Genomic DNA, 16,346 nt, shown 5'->3' on the forward strand with positions numbered 1-16,346 from the left:
ATCATGACCAGTAAAGCCATTTATCCCGGTACTTTCGATCCCCTGACTAACGGCCACCTGGATTTGGTGACACGCGCGTCATTGATGTTCGATCACGTCATTCTGGCCATTGCCGCCAGCCCAAGCAAAAAACCGTTGTTCACGTTGGAAGAGCGCGTGGCGTTAGCCACTCAGGTAACATCGCATCTGGATAATGTCGAAGTGTTGGGATTCAGTGAGCTGATGGCGCATTTTGCCGCCCATCAAAATGCCAACATTCTGGTGCGCGGCCTGCGTGCGGTGTCTGACTTTGAATATGAATTGCAGTTGGCGAACATGAACCGCCACCTGATGCCGACGCTGGAAAGCGTGTTCCTGATGCCTTCCGAAGAGTGGTCGTTTATCTCTTCCTCCCTGGTGAAGGAAGTGGCGCGTCACGGCGGCGATATCGCACCTTTCCTACCGGACGTGGTCACCCAGGCACTGATGGAAAAGCTCGCCGCACAATAATCAACGTTGGCAGCGGCGGCAGAAGAAGGTGCTGCGCTGCCCGTGTTTAGCAGATTCAATCGGCGTGCCGCACGCGCGGCAAGGCTCCCCCGCACGACCATACACCTGCAATTCTTGCGCGAAATAGCCCGGTTTACCGTCTGACTGCAGAAAATCGCGCAGCGTGGTGCCACCTTGCTCAATCGAGCGTAGCAATACCGCTTTAATGGTTTCCACCAGCAGCTCAGCTTCCGTTTTACTCAGCGAACCGGCCGGGCGATCGGGCAGGATCCCGGCGGTAAACAGTGATTCGCTGGCGTAGATATTGCCAACCCCCACGACCAGCTTGTTATCCATCAGCCAGGGTTTGATCAACGTGCGCTTATTGCGTGACTTTTCGTACAGGTAGGCGCCAGTAAAGGCTTCACTTAGCGGTTCCGGCCCAAGGTGGGCCAGCACATTGCTGTTTGCCAAATCTTCGCACCACAGCCAGGCGCCAAAACGACGGGGATCGGTATAACGCAGCGTCATGCCGTTGCTGATCACCAGATCAACATGGTCGTGCTTCCCGGCTTCGGTTTCCTCGGCCAGCATACGCAGGCTGCCGGACATCCCCAAATGGACGATAATCCAGCCGTGGTCCAGTTCAATCAGCAGATACTTGGCGCGGCGTTGTACGCTGCGTACCGGCCGGTCGCTCAGCGCCAGAATTTGCTCGGAAACAGGCCAGCGCAGCCGCGCGTTGCGCACCACCGCATACTGAATGCTATGGCCGACAAGATAAGGTTCAATACCACGTCGGCTGGTCTCAACTTCTGGTAATTCAGGCATCTGGCGCTCTCCCGTCGGTTTTCTACCCTTATAAAACAAAAAACCCGGCCTAAGCCGGGTTTTTATTAATCCACTAAAATTATTTAATTTTAGCTTCTTTGTACAGTACGTGTTGACGGACAACTGGATCGAATTTCTTCAGTTCCAATTTTTCCGGCTTAGTACGCTTGTTCTTCGTGGTGGTATAGAAGTGACCAGTACCAGCAGAAGAAACCAGCTTGATCTTCTCGCGAACACCTTTAGCCATGATGCAGTTCCTTAATACTTCTCACCACGGGTACGCAGATCGGCCAAGACCGTCTCAATACCCTTCTTATCGATAACACGCATACCTTTAGCAGATACACGCAGCGTTACAAAGCGCTTCTCAGCCTCAACCCAAAAACGGTGTGAGTGCAGGTTCGGCAGAAAACGGCGTTTGGTCGCGTTCATTGCGTGGGAACGGTTGTTACCGCTCACCGGGCGCTTGCCAGTAACTTGGCAGACTCGGGACATGTCTATTCTCCAAAAATCAAATCAGCTCGAGCTTCGTATAGGGTATGGCCGCCTCGTCAGGCTTTTAGAGCCCATCTCAGCAAACTCCATACTGAGGAGACTCCCGTCATCAGGTCAGAAACCACACATCAGGTTAGAAACCTGCTGAGATAGGCTCTTACGCCAAACCCAAGATTCTCAAAGGTGGCGTAGTATACGCTCTGAGGCGTAAGTGCTCAAGTCCCGAACAGCTAAAGATCCCCGAAGGATCGCGAAAAAATCGCTTAAAGCCATCCGCGCTCGGCAAAAGAGACGCATTCACCCCGACCTATCACCAAATGATCGAGCACTCGGATCTCCAATAACAGGCAGGCATTAACCACATGCTCTGTTATCAAACGGTCAGCGTGACTGGGTTCAGCCTTACCCGAAGGATGATTATGCGCCAGAATAATGGCGGCCGCATTAGCCTTCAACGCTTCACGCACAATTTCTCTCGGGTGCACGACGACGCTGCTGATGGTACCAGCAAACATCTCCTGATGGCGAATGACACGGTGCTGATTGTCTAAAAACAATACCAAAAACACCTCCCGCTCACGGTGCGCCAGTAAGCTTTGCAGATAATGCTGCGTTATTTTGGGATTTAGCATGGCATTTTCCTGCGCCAGATGGCTGGAAAAGAAGCGAAACGCCAATTCTGAAATCGCCTGCAGCTGCGCATAGCTCGAATTGCCCAATCCTTTGTGGCTGCAGAAAACCTGATGATCCGCCGACATCAGATGATACAGCGAGCCAAACTGCCCCAACAGCTGCTCCGCCAGTTGCATGACATGCAGACCGGGAAAGCCGGTACGCAGAAAAATCGCCAGCAACTCCGCATCGGACAGCGCCGCCGCGCCATACCGCAGTAACTTTTCCCGGGGTGCAAGCGCTCCCGGCCACAAGGTCATTACCTGACTGCTCATCATCATCCTCCCGAAAGCGTCCAAGCATGCCATGCAGAACAAAGGGTAACGACAGGTGTTTGATAACATTGCGAAGTGCTGCGCAAAGCGCAATGTAACGAACTGCAGAGACAGCGGAATCGCTCACCAGTCTGGCGGTTATGCTAAAATGGCGCATCTTTCGGTTTTCAATCGGACAATCATGATGACGGGACTTTCCGGCAAACATATTGTGCTTGGCATCAGTGGCGGTATCGCTGCATACAAATGCCCAGAACTGGTGCGCCGCCTGCGTGACAGAGGCGCGGAAGTGCGTGTGGTAATGACCAACGCGGCGAAAGCGTTCATCACGCCGCTGACGCTGCAGGCGGTTTCCGGCTACCCGGTCTCCGACGATCTGCTGGACCCCGCAGCCGAAGCCGCGATGGGTCACATAGAGCTCGGAAAATGGGCGGATTTAGTGATTCTTGCCCCCGCTACCGCCGATCTGCTGGCACGCGTCGCCGCCGGCATGGCCAACGATCTGCTGACGACCCTTTGCCTGGCGACCGACGCACCGATAGCCGCAGCGCCTGCCATGAACCAACAGATGTATCGCGCCACCGCCACCCAGGCCAATCTGCAAACGCTGCAGGCACGCGGCATGTTGCTGTGGGGCCCGGACAGCGGCAGCCAGGCTTGTGGTGATGTTGGCCCTGGCCGCATGCTCGATCCCTTGGACATCGTCGATCTGGCGAACGGTTATTTCTCCGCTTCGCAAGATCTGCAACATTTAAAGATTATGATCACCGCCGGCCCAACGCGTGAAGCGCTGGACCCGGTGCGTTTCATCAGCAACCACAGTTCCGGTAAGATGGGCTTCTCTATCGCCCAAGCCGCCGCCGCACGCGGTGCGCAGGTCACGTTGATTACCGGGCCGGTCAACCAGCCGACGCCGCCGTGGGTAACCCGGGTAGACGTCATCAGCGCGCTGGAAATGGAGCAGGCAGTGCAGCAGCGCGCCGCCCAGCAGGACATTTTCATTTCCTGTGCCGCCGTAGCCGATTACCGTGCCGGGCAGATCGCCGGTGAAAAAATAAAAAAACAGGGTGATGAAATCATCCTCAAAATGGTAAAAAACCCCGACATCGTTGCCGGCGTCGCCGCAATGACTAAAAATCGTCCCTTTGTCGTGGGGTTTGCCGCCGAAACCCAGAATGTGGAAGAATACGCGCGACAAAAACTGGCGCGTAAGAAACTGGATTTAATTTGCGCTAACGATGTATCGCTTGCAGAGCATGGGTTTAACAGTGACACCAATGCCTTGCACCTTTTTTGGCAGGATGGAGAAAAGCGCCTGGCGCTGAGCGATAAGGCACTCCTTGGCCAACGTTTAATAGACGAGATAGTCAGCCGTTATGATGAAAAAAATCGACGTTAAAATCCTCGACCCGCGTATCGGACAGGATTTCCCTTTACCGACCTATGCCACCCCAGGTTCAGCCGGTCTCGATCTGCGCGCCTGTCTGGATACCGCGGTTGAACTGGCGCCAGGTGAAACCACGTTGCTGCCTACCGGCCTGGCTATTCACATTGCCGATACCGACCTAGCGGCGGTGATCCTGCCGCGCTCAGGTTTGGGCCACAAGCACGGCGTGGTGCTGGGCAACCTGGTTGGCCTGATCGACTCCGACTACCAGGGCCAACTGATGGTTTCCGTCTGGAACCGCGGCCAAAAATCCTTCACCATTGAACCCGGCGAACGTATCGCGCAAATGGTCTTTGTGCCTGTTGTGCAAGCTGAGTTCAATCTGGTAGAAGAGTTCGACAGCAGCGAACGTGGCGCAGGTGGCTTTGGCCACTCGGGTCGCCACTAAGCGCAGCCCAAGGCTTGATGGTCGGCAGGGAAATGTCGTCCGAAACCTTGCCGCCCAGAGAAAAGGACATTTCTATGGCAAGGTTTGTCCGGCAACGATAACAGCGCACACCAGGTCGCGCGGAGAACACAGGTCGTTAAGGCCGCTGACCCCAGCATCGTAAAAAAGCTATCACATAAGCCGCACAGAGATCTCTCTGCAATGGCCGGTGCGCGGGTTTCCGAAAGTCTAAGCAGTTTTAGCAAGGGTCTAATCAGACATGGCAGAAAAAGAAAATACCAAAAGGAACCGGCGCGAGGAAATACTGCAGGCGTTAGCCCAGATGCTGGAATCCAGCGACGGCAGCCAGCGTATCACCACTGCGAAGCTGGCCGCTAACGTCGGTGTCTCCGAGGCTGCGTTGTATCGGCATTTTCCCAGCAAAACACGGATGTTCGACAGTCTGATCGAATTTATTGAAGACAGCCTGATAACGCGCATCAACCTGATCCTGCAGGACGAAAAAGAAACCTTTAACCGCCTGCGCCTGATCCTGTTGCTGATTTTGGGGTTCGCCGAACGTAACCCTGGCCTGACACGCATCATGACCGGCCATGCGTTGATGTTTGAGCAGGACCGCTTGCAGGGCAGGATCAGCCAGCTGTTTGAACGTATAGAGGCGCAGCTGCGGCAAGTGCTGAAAGAGCGCAAACTGCGGGAAGGCAAAGGCTTTATCGTGGATGAAACGCTGCTGGCCAGCCAACTGCTGGCATTCTGCGAAGGTATGCTGTCACGCTACGTGCGCTCCGAGTTCCGCTACCGCCCTACGCAAGACTTCGACGGCCGCTGGCCGCTGCTGGCGGCACAGCTGCAATAAGCCCTTTGCCAGGCGCGTTTTAACGCGCCTGGCAAAGTGAATAGCGTGTTAAACCCCGTACTGTTCACGATAGGCGCGCACCGCCGCCAGACTCGCCGCCATTTCCGGTTTCTCTTCCAGATAAGCAATCAGATCTTTCAGCGTCACAATGGAAATCACCTTACAGTGATAGTCGCGCTCGACTTCCTGAATAGCCGAAATCTCCGCACGCCCGCGTTCCTGACGGTCCAGAGAGATCAACACCCCGGCCAACGTCGCACCGCTGGCGCCGATGATTTCCATCGACTCACGGATTGCGGTGCCGGCGGTGATCACATCGTCCACCAGCATCACTCGGCCCTGCAGCGGGCTGCCCACCAAAGTGCCGCCTTCGCCGTGGGTTTTGGCTTCTTTACGGTTAAAGCAGTAAGGCACGTCGCGTTCATGGTGTTCCGCCAGCGCTACCGCCGTGGTGGTGGCGATCGGGATACCTTTGTATGCCGGGCCAAACAGCAGATCAAAATCGATGCCGGAGTCCATCAGCGCTTCGGCGTAGAAGCGTCCTAACAACGCGAGATCACGCCCGGTATTAAACAGGCCGGCGTTAAAGAAATACGGGCTGGTACGGCCGGATTTCAGAGTGAACTCACCGAATTTCAATACCTGCTTGTTAAGCGCGAACTCGATAAACTGGCGCTGATAGGCTTTCATTACTGCTTCTCCTCGTCTGGGTCTGTTAGATCTGTTATTACTGCCACCCGATAGTCGGGCGTAAAAAAGGCGACTCTTCAGTCGCCTTAAAAATTACTCCGCCAGCGCCGCTTTCTGCGCCTGGAAGATGGTTTCGATGCCCCCTCGAGCCAGCGCCAACAGCGCCAACAGCTCGTCGTGGCTGAAGGGTTCGCCCTCGGCGGTGCCCTGCACCTCGATCATGCGGCCGTCTTCCATCATGACCACGTTCATATCGGTTTCTGCCGCAGAGTCTTCAACGTACTCCAGATCGCACAGCGCTTCGCCCTTGACGATGCCGACAGACACTGCAGCCACCAGCCCTTTCATTGGGTTGGCCTTCAGTTTGCCCGCAGCAACCAATGCATTAAGCGCATCAGCCAGCGCAACGCAGGCACCGGAAATGGAGGCTGTACGGGTGCCGCCATCAGCCTGCAGTACGTCGCAATCCAGGGTAATGGTGAACTCACCCAGTTTTTTCAGATCGACCGCAGCACGCAGCGAACGGGCGATCAGGCGCTGGATTTCCAGCGTACGGCCGCCCTGCTTGCCTTTTGCAGCCTCGCGAGCGTTACGGCTGTGGGTGGAGCGCGGCAGCATGCCGTACTCGGCGGTGATCCAACCCTGGCCCTGACCTTTCAGGAAGCGCGGAACGCCCTCTTCTACCGTGGCGGTGCACAAAACTTTGGTATCGCCAAACTCAACCAGCACTGAACCTTCAGCGTGTTTGGTATAGTGACGGGTCAATGTCAGTGGGCGAACTTGTTGTGGTGCTCTGCCTGCAGGACGCATGGGCTCTCTCCGGCTTCTAATCTACGATTGGCTGCGCATTATACGGGCTTCGTGACGTAATGCCTATCCTGCCCGGAGGTCCAACGTTATAATCGTTCCATCTTTTCCTATTACGGGTACGCATCAATGATCCGCAGCATGACCGCCTACGCACGGAGTGAAATCAAGGGTGAATGGGGCAGCGCAGCTTGGGAGCTGCGTTCCGTGAACCAACGCTATCTAGAAACCTACATCCGTTTACCGGAGCAATTCCGCAGCCTGGAGCCGGTGATCCGCGAACGTATCCGTGGCCGTCTGACCCGTGGCAAGGTGGAATGCAACTTGCGCTTCGAGCTGGACCCGAGCGCGCAAAGCTCGCTGATCCTGAACGAAAAACTGGCTAAACAGCTGGTTGAAGCCGCCAACTGGGTAAAAATGCAGAGCGACGAAGGGGAAATCGATCCTATCGACGTCTTACGTTGGCCGGGCGTGATGTCTGCTCAAGAGCAGGATCTGGACGCCATCAGCGCACAGCTGATGCAGGCTCTGGACAGCGCACTGGATGATTTCATCACCGCTCGCGAAAGCGAAGGCACCGCGTTGAAAGCCCTGATCGAACAGCGCCTGGACGGCGTCAGCGCCGAAGTGATCAAAGTGCGCGCCCAGATGCCAAATATCCTGCAATGGCAGCGTGAGCGCCTGGTCAGCAAGCTGGAAGAGGCTCAGGTGCAGTTGGAAAACACCCGCCTGGAGCAGGAGCTGGTGTTGATGGCACAACGTATTGACGTTGCCGAAGAGCTGGACCGTCTGGAAGCCCACGTAAAAGAAACGCATAACATCCTGAAGAAGAAAGAAGCCGTGGGCCGCCGCCTCGACTTTATGATGCAGGAGTTTAACCGCGAATCGAACACGCTGGCGTCCAAGTCGATTAATGCCGAAGTCACTACTTCCGCTATCGAACTGAAAGTGCTGATCGAACAAATGCGTGAGCAGATCCAGAACATCGAGTAATCTATCAGCATGTATCATGCAATATAAAATATCTATAAAAGCCCGTTAGTTACGGGCTTTATTCATCTCATTCAATCCCATCCCACCCACTCAAATCTCATCATTTTGATGTACCATAGACTGTACCAACCATAGATATGGTACATACACTTTTGGTACAAGGTAGTCATTGAACGTGGGCAAACTTACAGATATACAGATCAAAGCTTGGGTAAAGGCGGGAGAACGCTTCGAAGGCAAGGCTGATGGTAATGGTCTCTATCTTTGCTACCGAGAAAGCTTCGCAACACCAAAATGGCGCTTCCGTTACAGCTTGTCTGGAAAGGCACGAGCTATGTGGATCGGATCCTATGGCGAGTTTTCTCTCGCTAAAGCGCGTGAAACAGTCAGGATGCTTTCAGCAAGGGTTGCCCTTGGGTATGACGTGGCAGGGGAGAAAAAAGAGCGTAAAGCGTCTGCTATCGCCAAAATCGAGGCTGATAAGAACACACGTCGGGTCTCTGAACTAGCGACCGAGTATTTTGAACGGCAAATTCTTGGCCGCTGGAAACATCCTGATATTCTTCGACGCCGCATCGATAAAGATATCAATCCTCATATTGGTAATCTTAAAGCCGACGAAGTCAAACCACGGCATATAGATGAAATGCTACAAAAGATCGTTGCGCGTGGAGCCCCAACCGTAGCCAATGATGTACTACGCTGGACTAAAAGAATTTTTAATTATGGTATTAAAAGGCATATTCTTGAGGTAAACCCTGCTGCCGCATTCGAACTTGCCGATGCAGGCGGACAAGAGGAATCGCGTGAAAGATTCCTTACTGATGACGAACTATCCCAATTATTCTCTGCAATGAAAAAAGCCAAGGGATTCGGCCGACAAAATGAGCTAACTTTTAAACTACTCTTACTCCTCTGTTGTAGGAAAATGGAGCTATGCTCAGCTCGATGGGAAAGCATAGACTTAGATAATGCCATTTGGCATCTAACCGGCACCAAAAATGGTGATGATATTGATATTCCCCTCTCCGAGCTTGCCATATTATGGCTAAATGAACTCAAGATTATGTCATGCAACAGTGAATGGGTTCTTCCCGCAAGGAAAATGCAGAATCGCATGATCCCCCATATTGTAGAAAGTACCCTCCCGGTTGCTCTTGCAAAGCTACGACCTCACTTACATGGTATTGATAATTTTACTATTCATGATTTTCGACGCACAGCCAGAACACACCTCGCTTCGCTTGGCGTTGATCCTATAGTTGCAGAACGCTGTCTTAATCACAGAATCAAAGGTGTTGAGGGTATTTATAATAGACATCAGTATTTTGATGAACGCAAAAAAGCATTAGTTTTATGGCAAGATAAATTAATTAAATTAGATATGGACTCTGATTAAATGAAAAGTTTTCAGCGGATGACAGAATTCGAAAGATTCGCAACTTTACCTTCTATTACTATTGATGAACTCTCTAAATGCTTAGTCGGAGTATCTCCTTACGCAAGAAGAAAAGACATAAGTGATGATTATCTTGATATAATAAATCACATAAGAGTAAGAATAAAAAGGACTTTAGAAGAGATATTTAAAAACGAGAAAATACCGAGAGTTACAAAATACGGTGAATACAAACCACATCCACACCCAATAGATATGGATGAGAAAGTAAAATCTGATATTATATTCTCAGTCGGGTTTAACTGTCGGGATGATGTAACAACGCCAAGTGCAATTATTGATAGATGCAAAGTTGCCATTACTAATTTAGCAATGAACTCCAAAACAAGGCCACTTCTTCAATTCATTGGTGGCGAAGCTGAATCCCTAGGTAAACAATTAGTCGCCAACAATAGAGGGCTGTATAAAAAAGAAGAGGAAGTTGTTAGCCTAAATAAAATTATTGGTATAACCGTAAGCTTACTGGCGCAGGAAAAAAATAAATCTAACCCATCAAAATGGCTAAAAAAAGACAACACCGTATGTGTTGAACATGTTAAAGACCTAATTGATGACTTTGTCGAAAAAAATGGAATTTCCAGCGATGGATTAAGAGCCTCTTCAATTAGAAGTAAAATATCAGCCGCCATAAAGACAATTTACGATTAAAATCAATAAACTAACACCCGCAAAACATAACTGTGGGTGTTTTACCACCTAAAAACCAACTCCTCACCATCCATTACCATCCCTGCGTATCCCAACAACTCCCAAAGATTATCCGGAAATATAAAAACATATATAAATCAATAAATTGATAGGTACCAAGTGTCCTGCCAACTTGATGGAATTGACTTTGTTTCGTTGGAATTAACATTGATTTTATGTAATTCCATTTTCGCTGGAACTACAACGCCGTGGGTTTTAATCTCGCATTATCTCATGGCATCACAGGTATCAACATGCAAACAACTAATTGTAATATTTACGGTTTTATACCGCAGACAGGTTTTGTTAGACAAAGAACGCTTATGCCTTGTCTACCCTTTTCTCACGCAACACTTTGGAGAAGAGTTTCAGCAGGAACATTCCCAAAGCCTGTAAAAATTTCACCCAAAATTACGGCATGGAAAGCAGAGGAAGTTAGAGAATGGATTAGTGCACAAAACCATTATGGCTGATGCGGCCAATTCAGCCGCAGCAATAAATACATTCTGTGGTAGGTCAGCCTTTAGGCTCAATGCCTCTACTTTTAAGCTCTTTTCTTGCCAGTTCTTTGAACCAATTTGCGAGGGTAGTTTGATCCTTAGCAGCTTCCTGATCGAGCTGTTCACGCAATTCAGGATTAATGCGGATCTGGAAGGTTGGAGACTTCCCCCCCGTTTTAGGGGTGCGGTCTTTAACTCTTGACATTGTACGTACCTTTGTTTGTAATACACCACATAAGGTACGTACCTTACATGAAATTGAACCTGATTTCCAAGCGGCCCCAACGAGTATTACCAGTACCTGTTGAGGCCTGACCATCAACGTAAATTGAGAGCAACGCCATGGCTACATCAAAGTGTACCTACATCTTTGCCGCAATCAACCGCACCCAGCGCAAAATCCGCCCGGTGATGTTGCGCATTACCGCCGGTGACGAACGCAGCGCCCGCCGCCAGTTAGCCGGGGATTATGTGCTGCTGTTTGCCGGTCGCCTGCCGCAGGGAGGCTGCCATGCGTGAGTTTCCGCAATACGGCGAGCGCTATCAGCATCAGGAAGGCAGAACAGTGCGTATCCTGAACCTGCAACATGCCCGTGAGGCTATTTCACAGCTCAACCCTGAGTTTGCCTATGAAGTGATTTTTGAATACGAGTTATCCGGCAATGTCACCGTCATGCCGCTGCCGTGGTTCGCTGAGGTGTACACCAAAATCGCCGATGCACCGCGCACCCTTGGCTCCCGGTCGTCCGGCAGTCAGCCGCCGTTACGTCTGCATCCCTCGGTGAAAGTGGTGCGTAGCCGCCATTGGACGGCCGAACGTCCTGCGCCGGAGCACGACGACACCCATTATTCCCGCTTCCTGTAACGCGGCTAATCACGCTTAATTTTCGATTCTGACGGACAAAAATCATGACTTCATTACATGGGCAATCATCAGCTCAGGGCACCGTGTTGCCGCCATCCTGCCAGTACCTGTCTTACGGCATGACCGAAGACGCCTTTGAGAAATTAAACCGCGCCAAGCAGGCTTGCTCGCTGCTGGATATGCTGTTCGCCGGTCAGGCCACGTCGACACAGTTCCCGACCGGCATCACCACGCAGGAAATGGCCGCCATGGTGGCTTACCTGTCGGAGGATTTGGCTTTCGTTCAGGCACAGTGCGCCGTGATTAACGGGGAGGTGGCCGCATGACGCTGGATAACGGTTCTGCCTCCTGCATTCCACTTGAAGTGCGCACCGCGCTGTTTCGCCGTGCGGTTGCCGAAGCCTATTTCACCGCCTGTGCCGTGCAGGGCGTGGCGCTTTCCCACTCACTGGACAGCCTGCAGAAGCTGATTGCCAGCGACATCGAAGCGCTGTTCGTGAAGATGCACGGCATTGACGAAGGCATGGAGATTGCCTGTTCGTTGCTGGGCGAGATGGTGGCCCCGAATATCCTGCTGGCGGCACCACAGCTCACGGTGCAGGGCTGCAACATTATGGCGGAGCTGTGCGGCGTGGCGGTTACGTCCAGCCATCCGGCACCGACGCTGCATTAAGGGGGCCCAATGACTAAATTAGAACAGACCAAACAGGCGGCCCGCGGCCGCTGGGAAGCTCTATTCCCCCTGCTGGGCGTGACGGTTCCGCCTCACGGCCAGCACGGCGCCTGCCCGAAGTGCGGCGGCACCAAGCCGTTTCGCATGGACGATAAGAACGGCGATGGCCGCTGGATTTGTACGCATTGCTCGCACGGTGACGGGCTGGACTTGGTGGCGCTGGTTAACGGTATCAGCGTCGGGCAGGCCGTCAATGAAGTGGCCGACGTGCTGCAACTGAGTCAGGTACAGCAACAGCCACCCAAGCCCGCCAGAAAAGAAGCCGCCAACCCCGCACCGGCAATGGCAGATACGGTGGCGCAATGGCTGGCTTCCTGCGCTGTCGGGCAGAGTGAGTATCTGAACGGCAAAGGCTTCCCGGCTCTGCCGCATCCGTTGACCACCACAACCCGCAAAAGCGGCGGTGTGGACTTCCTGCCCGGCTCACTGGTGCTGGAATTGACGGATATTCACGGCACAGTGACAGGCGCGCAGTTGATTTCCCCGCTGGGCGACAAGCGTCTGCTGCCGGGGACGGCACAAAAAGGGGCATTTATCGCCCTCAGTGAGCTGCCGGGCGCAGAAGTCCCTCCGACGCAGGTGATAATCACCGAAGGCTACGCCACGGCGCTGACAGCCGCTCAGCTCGCCGTTGGCTGGGTGGTGGCTGCCATCTCGGCCAGCAACCTGCCGAACGTGGCACAGGCAGTACATGCCCACTGGCCGCTGGCCCGTATTGTCATCGCCGGAGATAACGATTTCTACGACGGTAAAGAGAACACCGGCAAAGTCTGGGCGGAGAAAGCCGCCAAGGCTGTCAACGGCTGCGTCACCTTGCCGCCGACCCGGCATAAGGCGGACTGGAATGACTTTATGCAGGAGAACGGCCCGGCACGCGCTAAAGAGGCATTCAACGAGGAACTGGTACAATTGGGTAAGTCGGCGGTGAAGTTGCCACAGGGGTTCCGGCTGACGCAGGAATATCTATGGTTCGACAAACAGGTGCAAAAGTCGGACGGCGATACCGAAATCCGCAATATTAAAATCAGCAACCCGTTGCGGGTGACGGCCATCACCTGCGATGCCGACGGCGGCAACTTCGGACGCCTGCTGGAATGGGAAGACACCTACGGCCAGTCGCGTAAATGGGCGATGCCAATGGAGATGTTGAGCGGCAGCGGTGAAGAGCTGCGCCGAATCTTGCTGGTCAACGGCCTGTCGTACATCAGCACCACCGGCGAGGCCCGTGCCCGGCTGATGGAGTACATCTCCCTGTGCAAGCCGGAGCGCAAAGTCACCTGCGTGAACAAGACCGGCTGGCACGGCGATGTCTATGTATTGCAGGATGAGGTGATCGGCGAAGAGGCGGAGGCGGTGATACTGCAAACCGCCAGCGTACAAGGCAAAGATTTTCGCGTGGCTGGGACGCTGGAGGAGTGGCAGGAACAGATTGGCCGCTACTGTGTCGGCAACTCCCGCGTGGCCTTTGCGGTCAGTCTGGCATTTGCCGCGCCGCTGCTGCGTTTGGTAGGGATGGATGGCGGCGGTTATCACCTTAAGGGCGAATCCACCGACGGCAAGACCACCACCATGAAGGCGGCTACCTCAGTATGCGGTGGCCCGGATTACTGGCACACGTGGCGCTCCACCGGTAATGCGCTGGAAGGCACCGCCAGCCGCCGTAACGATGCAGCCATGATGCTTGATGAAATCCGGGAAGTGGACGGTCGTGAGGCCGGAAACATCGCCTATATGCTGGCAAACGGACAAGGCAAAGGGCGGGCTGGCACCGACGGCGAGTTACGTGCCCGCAAGCAGTGGCGGTTGTTGTTCTTCTCGACCGGGGAACTGTCGTTAACCGAACATGCCGCCCGTGCCGGCGAACGCACATTTGCCGGGATGGAGGTGCGGATGCTCCAGATACCGAGTGACTCCGGCAAGTACGGCGTGTTTGAAACCCTGCACGGGTTCGACAGCGGCAAAGCGCTGGCGGAGCATTTTGAACTCACCACAGCGACGGTCTACGGCACGCCGTTCCGTGCCTGGCTGAAAGCCCTCACCGCTGACCTGAACGGCATGGCGGCCAGAGCCAAGGCAATGATGAAGGAATACACCCACCTGCTGATGCCGGAGGATGCCGGTAATCAGGTCGGGCGGGCCATCAATCGGTTTGCGTTGGTTGCTATGGCCGGTGAGTTGGCAACCCAGCTCGGTATCACCGGCTGGCCGGAGGGGGAAGCGCTGCGGGCAACCCAGACCTGCATGCGGGCATGGCTGGCCGACCGGGGCCACAGCGCCAATCAGGAAGATCTCGCCGCACTGGAGCAGGTGCGCAGCTTCTTTACGGCCGGGCAGTTCAGCCGCTTTGCCGACTGGCATAACGAGATGAACCGCCCCGGCAATATGGTCGGCTGGCGCAAAGTGGAGAAAGGCAACCATGCCCGGCAGGTGGAGGCGATGACAACGTTCTATGTGATGCCTTCCGGCTGGAAGGAAATCTGCAAGGGTTTTGATGCGCGGAAAGTGGCAAGGCTGTGCGCGGAGGCCGGTTTTCTGGTTCCGGCCAAAGACGGCAAAATGCAAACGGCCACCCGCCCGCCAGAGATGGGCGTTAAGAAGCTGTATGTGTTTACCAGTGACGTCTTAGGCTAAGTCTTTGCGCGAGTCTTATTTTTAAAGGGTAACAGAGGTAACAGGGGTTACACCGTTGTAATCACTGGAGAAAATCTGTTACCCCTTTTATTTTGATTGGGGTAACAGGGGTAACAACATCGGCGTTTTTTCACCCTGTTACCCGGTGTTACCCCATCAATTACCACTGGGGTAACACACTTTTCCTTTTCAAATCATGACTGTAACCTGTGTAACCCCTGTTACCCCGTCGAATCGATATAGGCAGAGGCCGACTCACCGAAACGCCCTTTCTCTGGCGGGCCATCCCTTCCGGAAAAACATCACCTAACACATTGAAAAAGGCCAAGTTGTGTAGCCGGAGTGACAACTGTGTTCGATTGAGCGGTTGTGCCGGTTATCGGACACTGTCCACACAACATAACGAACTGGAGTTTTTCGATGACCACCAAGACCCCGCTTGCCGCCCTGTCTGTCCGTTTTTTGCAGCAACAATCCGGCTTTGATGACGCATGTAACGGTTTTTATAAAAAGAAAACCGAGCTGAATGATATCCGTCAGGTCATTGCGACCACACATGATAAAAAACGTGCAGCGGAAGAGCAGGCCGTTATGGATGACAAGGGCTGGCGAAAGCGGTTCCGTAAAGCAAAAGGCGAACTGACGCCGGAGATGCAAGACCTGCATACCCAGCGCATCATCAAACGCGAGCTGGTGAATGAATACGACGGGCTGCTGACCGAACTGGAAGATGAGCAGGAAGAGGCGATGCTTTCGGTCTGCGCCGCCGCCCGCCGTTATGACCAGAAACACCGCGCGATTTTGCGGACTCACTCTGAAATGTCGCTGGAAATCGCACTGGATAAAGCCTCGTCCCTGATCCGCGCGGTTGCCTTGCGAGTCCATGCCCAGTCGCGTCTCGGCCACGACGAAGAACAGTTCCAGAACAATAATCTGTGCGCCCGAGATCCGCGTGGTGTTGTGATGCAGGAAATTATGCAGGCACTGATGGAACGCGCCGGTAGCTATCAACTGAGTGCAGAGGGCGACCCGATTCTTGAGGCGATTGGGTTGTATGGTCCGGATTTCAGTGGCATCGACCAACGGCTGATTAACAGTCCGGCGGCACTCACAAAACTCAGCGTGGAAATCGCCGAACGCAAAAAAGCCAAAGTGGCAGAGGAGGAATAATCATGATGCGCTGCCCTTTCTGCCGCAGCGGTGCGCATACACGCACCAGCCGTTATCTGACGGAACAGACCAAAGAGGCCTATTACCAGTGCCAAAATATTGACTGCTCCAGCACCTTTAAAACACGGGAAAGTATTGAGCATGTGATCCGGCAACCCTTACCCCCGGAAACTATTTCGGCACCGCCGCCGGAATACCGAACGTTGAACCATTACGGGAATAATAATTGTTTACATTGATTAATAGCATCCGCCCCTTTCTTAAGGGGCGCTTTTTTTATTCCCTTCTGTGTTTTTTCTGCGGCTTTTTCTCTGGCGGGCCTCTCATTTTGAGCATGCATGCATAGGGTGCATGAATTTGCATGCCTATAATGCCCTTA

Annotated in this window: 22 protein-coding genes; 15 read left to right on the top strand and 7 right to left on the bottom strand. The window is 53.5% G+C overall.

Going from position 1 to position 16,346, the window contains the following annotated elements; genetic code table 11:
• Window positions 1-3: 3 nt before the first annotated feature.
• A complete protein-coding gene (gene coaD, locus JEM67_RS26955) occupies window positions 4-489 on the top strand; it encodes a pantetheine-phosphate adenylyltransferase (RefSeq protein ID WP_006320126.1) in 486 nt (161 codons plus the stop codon).
• Here the strand turns inward: coaD and mutM are convergent, their stop codons facing one another.
• The 4 genes from mutM to radC all read right to left on the bottom strand — a co-directional run bounded on the left by mutM (window position 490) and on the right by radC (window position 2,741).
• Window positions 490-1,299 (bottom strand): bifunctional DNA-formamidopyrimidine glycosylase/DNA-(apurinic or apyrimidinic site) lyase, encoded by an 810-nt coding sequence (gene mutM / locus JEM67_RS26960; RefSeq protein WP_013815027.1) that lies wholly within the window; start codon window positions 1,297-1,299, stop codon window positions 490-492. It abuts the gene before it with no gap.
• A 79-nt stretch (window positions 1,300-1,378) separates the two neighbouring features.
• Complete coding sequence (gene rpmG / locus JEM67_RS26965; RefSeq protein ID WP_002208990.1) at window positions 1,379-1,546, bottom strand: 50S ribosomal protein L33; 168 nt, start codon at window positions 1,544-1,546, stop codon at window positions 1,379-1,381.
• Between the two features lie 11 nt (window positions 1,547-1,557).
• Window positions 1,558-1,794, bottom strand: a complete 237-nt coding sequence (gene rpmB, locus JEM67_RS26970; RefSeq protein ID WP_004953342.1) for a 50S ribosomal protein L28 — start codon at window positions 1,792-1,794, stop codon at window positions 1,558-1,560.
• Between the two features lie 263 nt (window positions 1,795-2,057).
• Window positions 2,058-2,741 (bottom strand): RadC family protein, encoded by a 684-nt coding sequence (gene radC / locus JEM67_RS26975; RefSeq protein ID WP_013815028.1) that lies wholly within the window; start codon window positions 2,739-2,741, stop codon window positions 2,058-2,060.
• A 181-nt stretch (window positions 2,742-2,922) separates the two neighbouring features.
• On the opposite strand from radC, the gene coaBC reads away from it, so the two are divergent.
• The 3 genes from coaBC to slmA all read left to right on the top strand — a co-directional run bounded on the left by coaBC (window position 2,923) and on the right by slmA (window position 5,432).
• Window positions 2,923-4,140, top strand: coding sequence for a bifunctional phosphopantothenoylcysteine decarboxylase/phosphopantothenate--cysteine ligase CoaBC (gene coaBC, locus JEM67_RS26980; protein ID WP_199637564.1), 1,218 nt, complete (start codon window positions 2,923-2,925; stop codon window positions 4,138-4,140).
• Window positions 4,118-4,576, top strand: a complete 459-nt coding sequence (gene dut, locus JEM67_RS26985) for a dUTP diphosphatase (protein ID WP_013815030.1) — start codon at window positions 4,118-4,120, stop codon at window positions 4,574-4,576. Before coaBC ends, dut begins: the two co-directional genes overlap by 23 nt.
• 259 nt (window positions 4,577-4,835) lie before the next feature.
• Window positions 4,836-5,432 (top strand): nucleoid occlusion factor SlmA, encoded by a 597-nt coding sequence (slmA, locus tag JEM67_RS26990; protein WP_006320137.1) that lies wholly within the window; start codon window positions 4,836-4,838, stop codon window positions 5,430-5,432.
• Window positions 5,433-5,480: 48 nt separating this feature from the next.
• Here the strand turns inward: slmA and pyrE are convergent, their stop codons facing one another.
• Both pyrE and rph read right to left on the bottom strand, forming a co-directional pair.
• A complete protein-coding gene (gene pyrE / locus JEM67_RS26995) occupies window positions 5,481-6,122 on the bottom strand; it encodes an orotate phosphoribosyltransferase (RefSeq protein ID WP_004953362.1) in 642 nt (213 codons plus the stop codon).
• Between the two features lie 93 nt (window positions 6,123-6,215).
• Window positions 6,216-6,932 carry a ribonuclease PH gene (gene rph, locus JEM67_RS27000; RefSeq protein ID WP_004953365.1) on the bottom strand — a complete coding sequence of 239 codons (717 nt, stop codon included), beginning with the start codon at window positions 6,930-6,932 and terminating at the stop codon, window positions 6,216-6,218.
• Window positions 6,933-7,058: 126 nt separating this feature from the next.
• On the opposite strand from rph, the gene JEM67_RS27005 reads away from it, so the two are divergent.
• The 4 genes from JEM67_RS27005 to JEM67_RS27020 all read left to right on the top strand — a co-directional run bounded on the left by JEM67_RS27005 (window position 7,059) and on the right by JEM67_RS27020 (window position 10,541).
• Window positions 7,059-7,922, top strand: a complete 864-nt coding sequence (locus tag JEM67_RS27005) for a YicC/YloC family endoribonuclease (protein ID WP_006328929.1) — start codon at window positions 7,059-7,061, stop codon at window positions 7,920-7,922.
• Window positions 7,923-8,097: 175 nt separating this feature from the next.
• The gene (locus JEM67_RS27010) at window positions 8,098-9,321 is read left to right on the top strand and encodes a tyrosine-type recombinase/integrase (RefSeq protein ID WP_199637562.1); all 1,224 of its coding nucleotides are present in this window, start codon (window positions 8,098-8,100) and stop codon (window positions 9,319-9,321) included.
• Window positions 9,322-10,029: a hypothetical protein gene (locus JEM67_RS27015; RefSeq protein WP_232519098.1), complete on the top strand. Its 708-nt coding sequence runs from the start codon at window positions 9,322-9,324 to the stop codon at window positions 10,027-10,029.
• Window positions 10,030-10,322: 293 nt separating this feature from the next.
• Window positions 10,323-10,541, top strand: coding sequence for a helix-turn-helix transcriptional regulator (locus JEM67_RS27020; RefSeq protein ID WP_129942421.1), 219 nt, complete (start codon window positions 10,323-10,325; stop codon window positions 10,539-10,541).
• A 43-nt stretch (window positions 10,542-10,584) separates the two neighbouring features.
• On the opposite strand, the gene JEM67_RS27025 is transcribed toward JEM67_RS27020, so the two are convergent.
• Complete coding sequence (locus JEM67_RS27025) at window positions 10,585-10,773, bottom strand: toxin-antitoxin system HicB family antitoxin (RefSeq protein WP_199637560.1); 189 nt, start codon at window positions 10,771-10,773, stop codon at window positions 10,585-10,587.
• A gap of 137 nt (window positions 10,774-10,910) precedes the next feature.
• On the opposite strand from JEM67_RS27025, the gene JEM67_RS27030 reads away from it, so the two are divergent.
• From JEM67_RS27030 to JEM67_RS27060, 7 genes are all read left to right on the top strand, one after another.
• Window positions 10,911-11,087: a host cell division inhibitor Icd-like protein gene (locus JEM67_RS27030; protein WP_021807316.1), complete on the top strand. Its 177-nt coding sequence runs from the start codon at window positions 10,911-10,913 to the stop codon at window positions 11,085-11,087.
• Complete coding sequence (locus JEM67_RS27035; RefSeq protein WP_199637558.1) at window positions 11,080-11,433, top strand: hypothetical protein; 354 nt, start codon at window positions 11,080-11,082, stop codon at window positions 11,431-11,433. The genes JEM67_RS27030 and JEM67_RS27035 overlap by 8 nt, the downstream gene beginning before the upstream one ends.
• Window positions 11,434-11,477: 44 nt before the next feature.
• Window positions 11,478-11,759 (top strand): hypothetical protein, encoded by a 282-nt coding sequence (locus JEM67_RS27040; RefSeq protein WP_199637556.1) that lies wholly within the window; start codon window positions 11,478-11,480, stop codon window positions 11,757-11,759.
• Window positions 11,756-12,106 (top strand): DUF5375 family protein, encoded by a 351-nt coding sequence (locus tag JEM67_RS27045; RefSeq protein WP_199637554.1) that lies wholly within the window; start codon window positions 11,756-11,758, stop codon window positions 12,104-12,106. Before JEM67_RS27040 ends, JEM67_RS27045 begins: the two co-directional genes overlap by 4 nt.
• A gap of 9 nt (window positions 12,107-12,115) precedes the next feature.
• Window positions 12,116-14,797: a TOPRIM and DUF927 domain-containing protein gene (locus JEM67_RS27050; RefSeq protein ID WP_199637552.1), complete on the top strand. Its 2,682-nt coding sequence runs from the start codon at window positions 12,116-12,118 to the stop codon at window positions 14,795-14,797.
• 420 nt (window positions 14,798-15,217) lie between these two features.
• A complete protein-coding gene (locus JEM67_RS27055) occupies window positions 15,218-15,967 on the top strand; it encodes a hypothetical protein (protein WP_199637550.1) in 750 nt (249 codons plus the stop codon).
• A 2-nt stretch (window positions 15,968-15,969) separates the two neighbouring features.
• Window positions 15,970-16,206: an ogr/Delta-like zinc finger family protein gene (locus tag JEM67_RS27060; RefSeq protein ID WP_199637548.1), complete on the top strand. Its 237-nt coding sequence runs from the start codon at window positions 15,970-15,972 to the stop codon at window positions 16,204-16,206.
• Window positions 16,207-16,346 lie beyond the last annotated feature (140 nt).

Origin of the sequence: Serratia sp. PAMC26656, assembly GCF_016469055.2 — a bacterium.
GTDB lineage: Bacteria > Pseudomonadota > Gammaproteobacteria > Enterobacterales > Enterobacteriaceae > Serratia > Serratia plymuthica.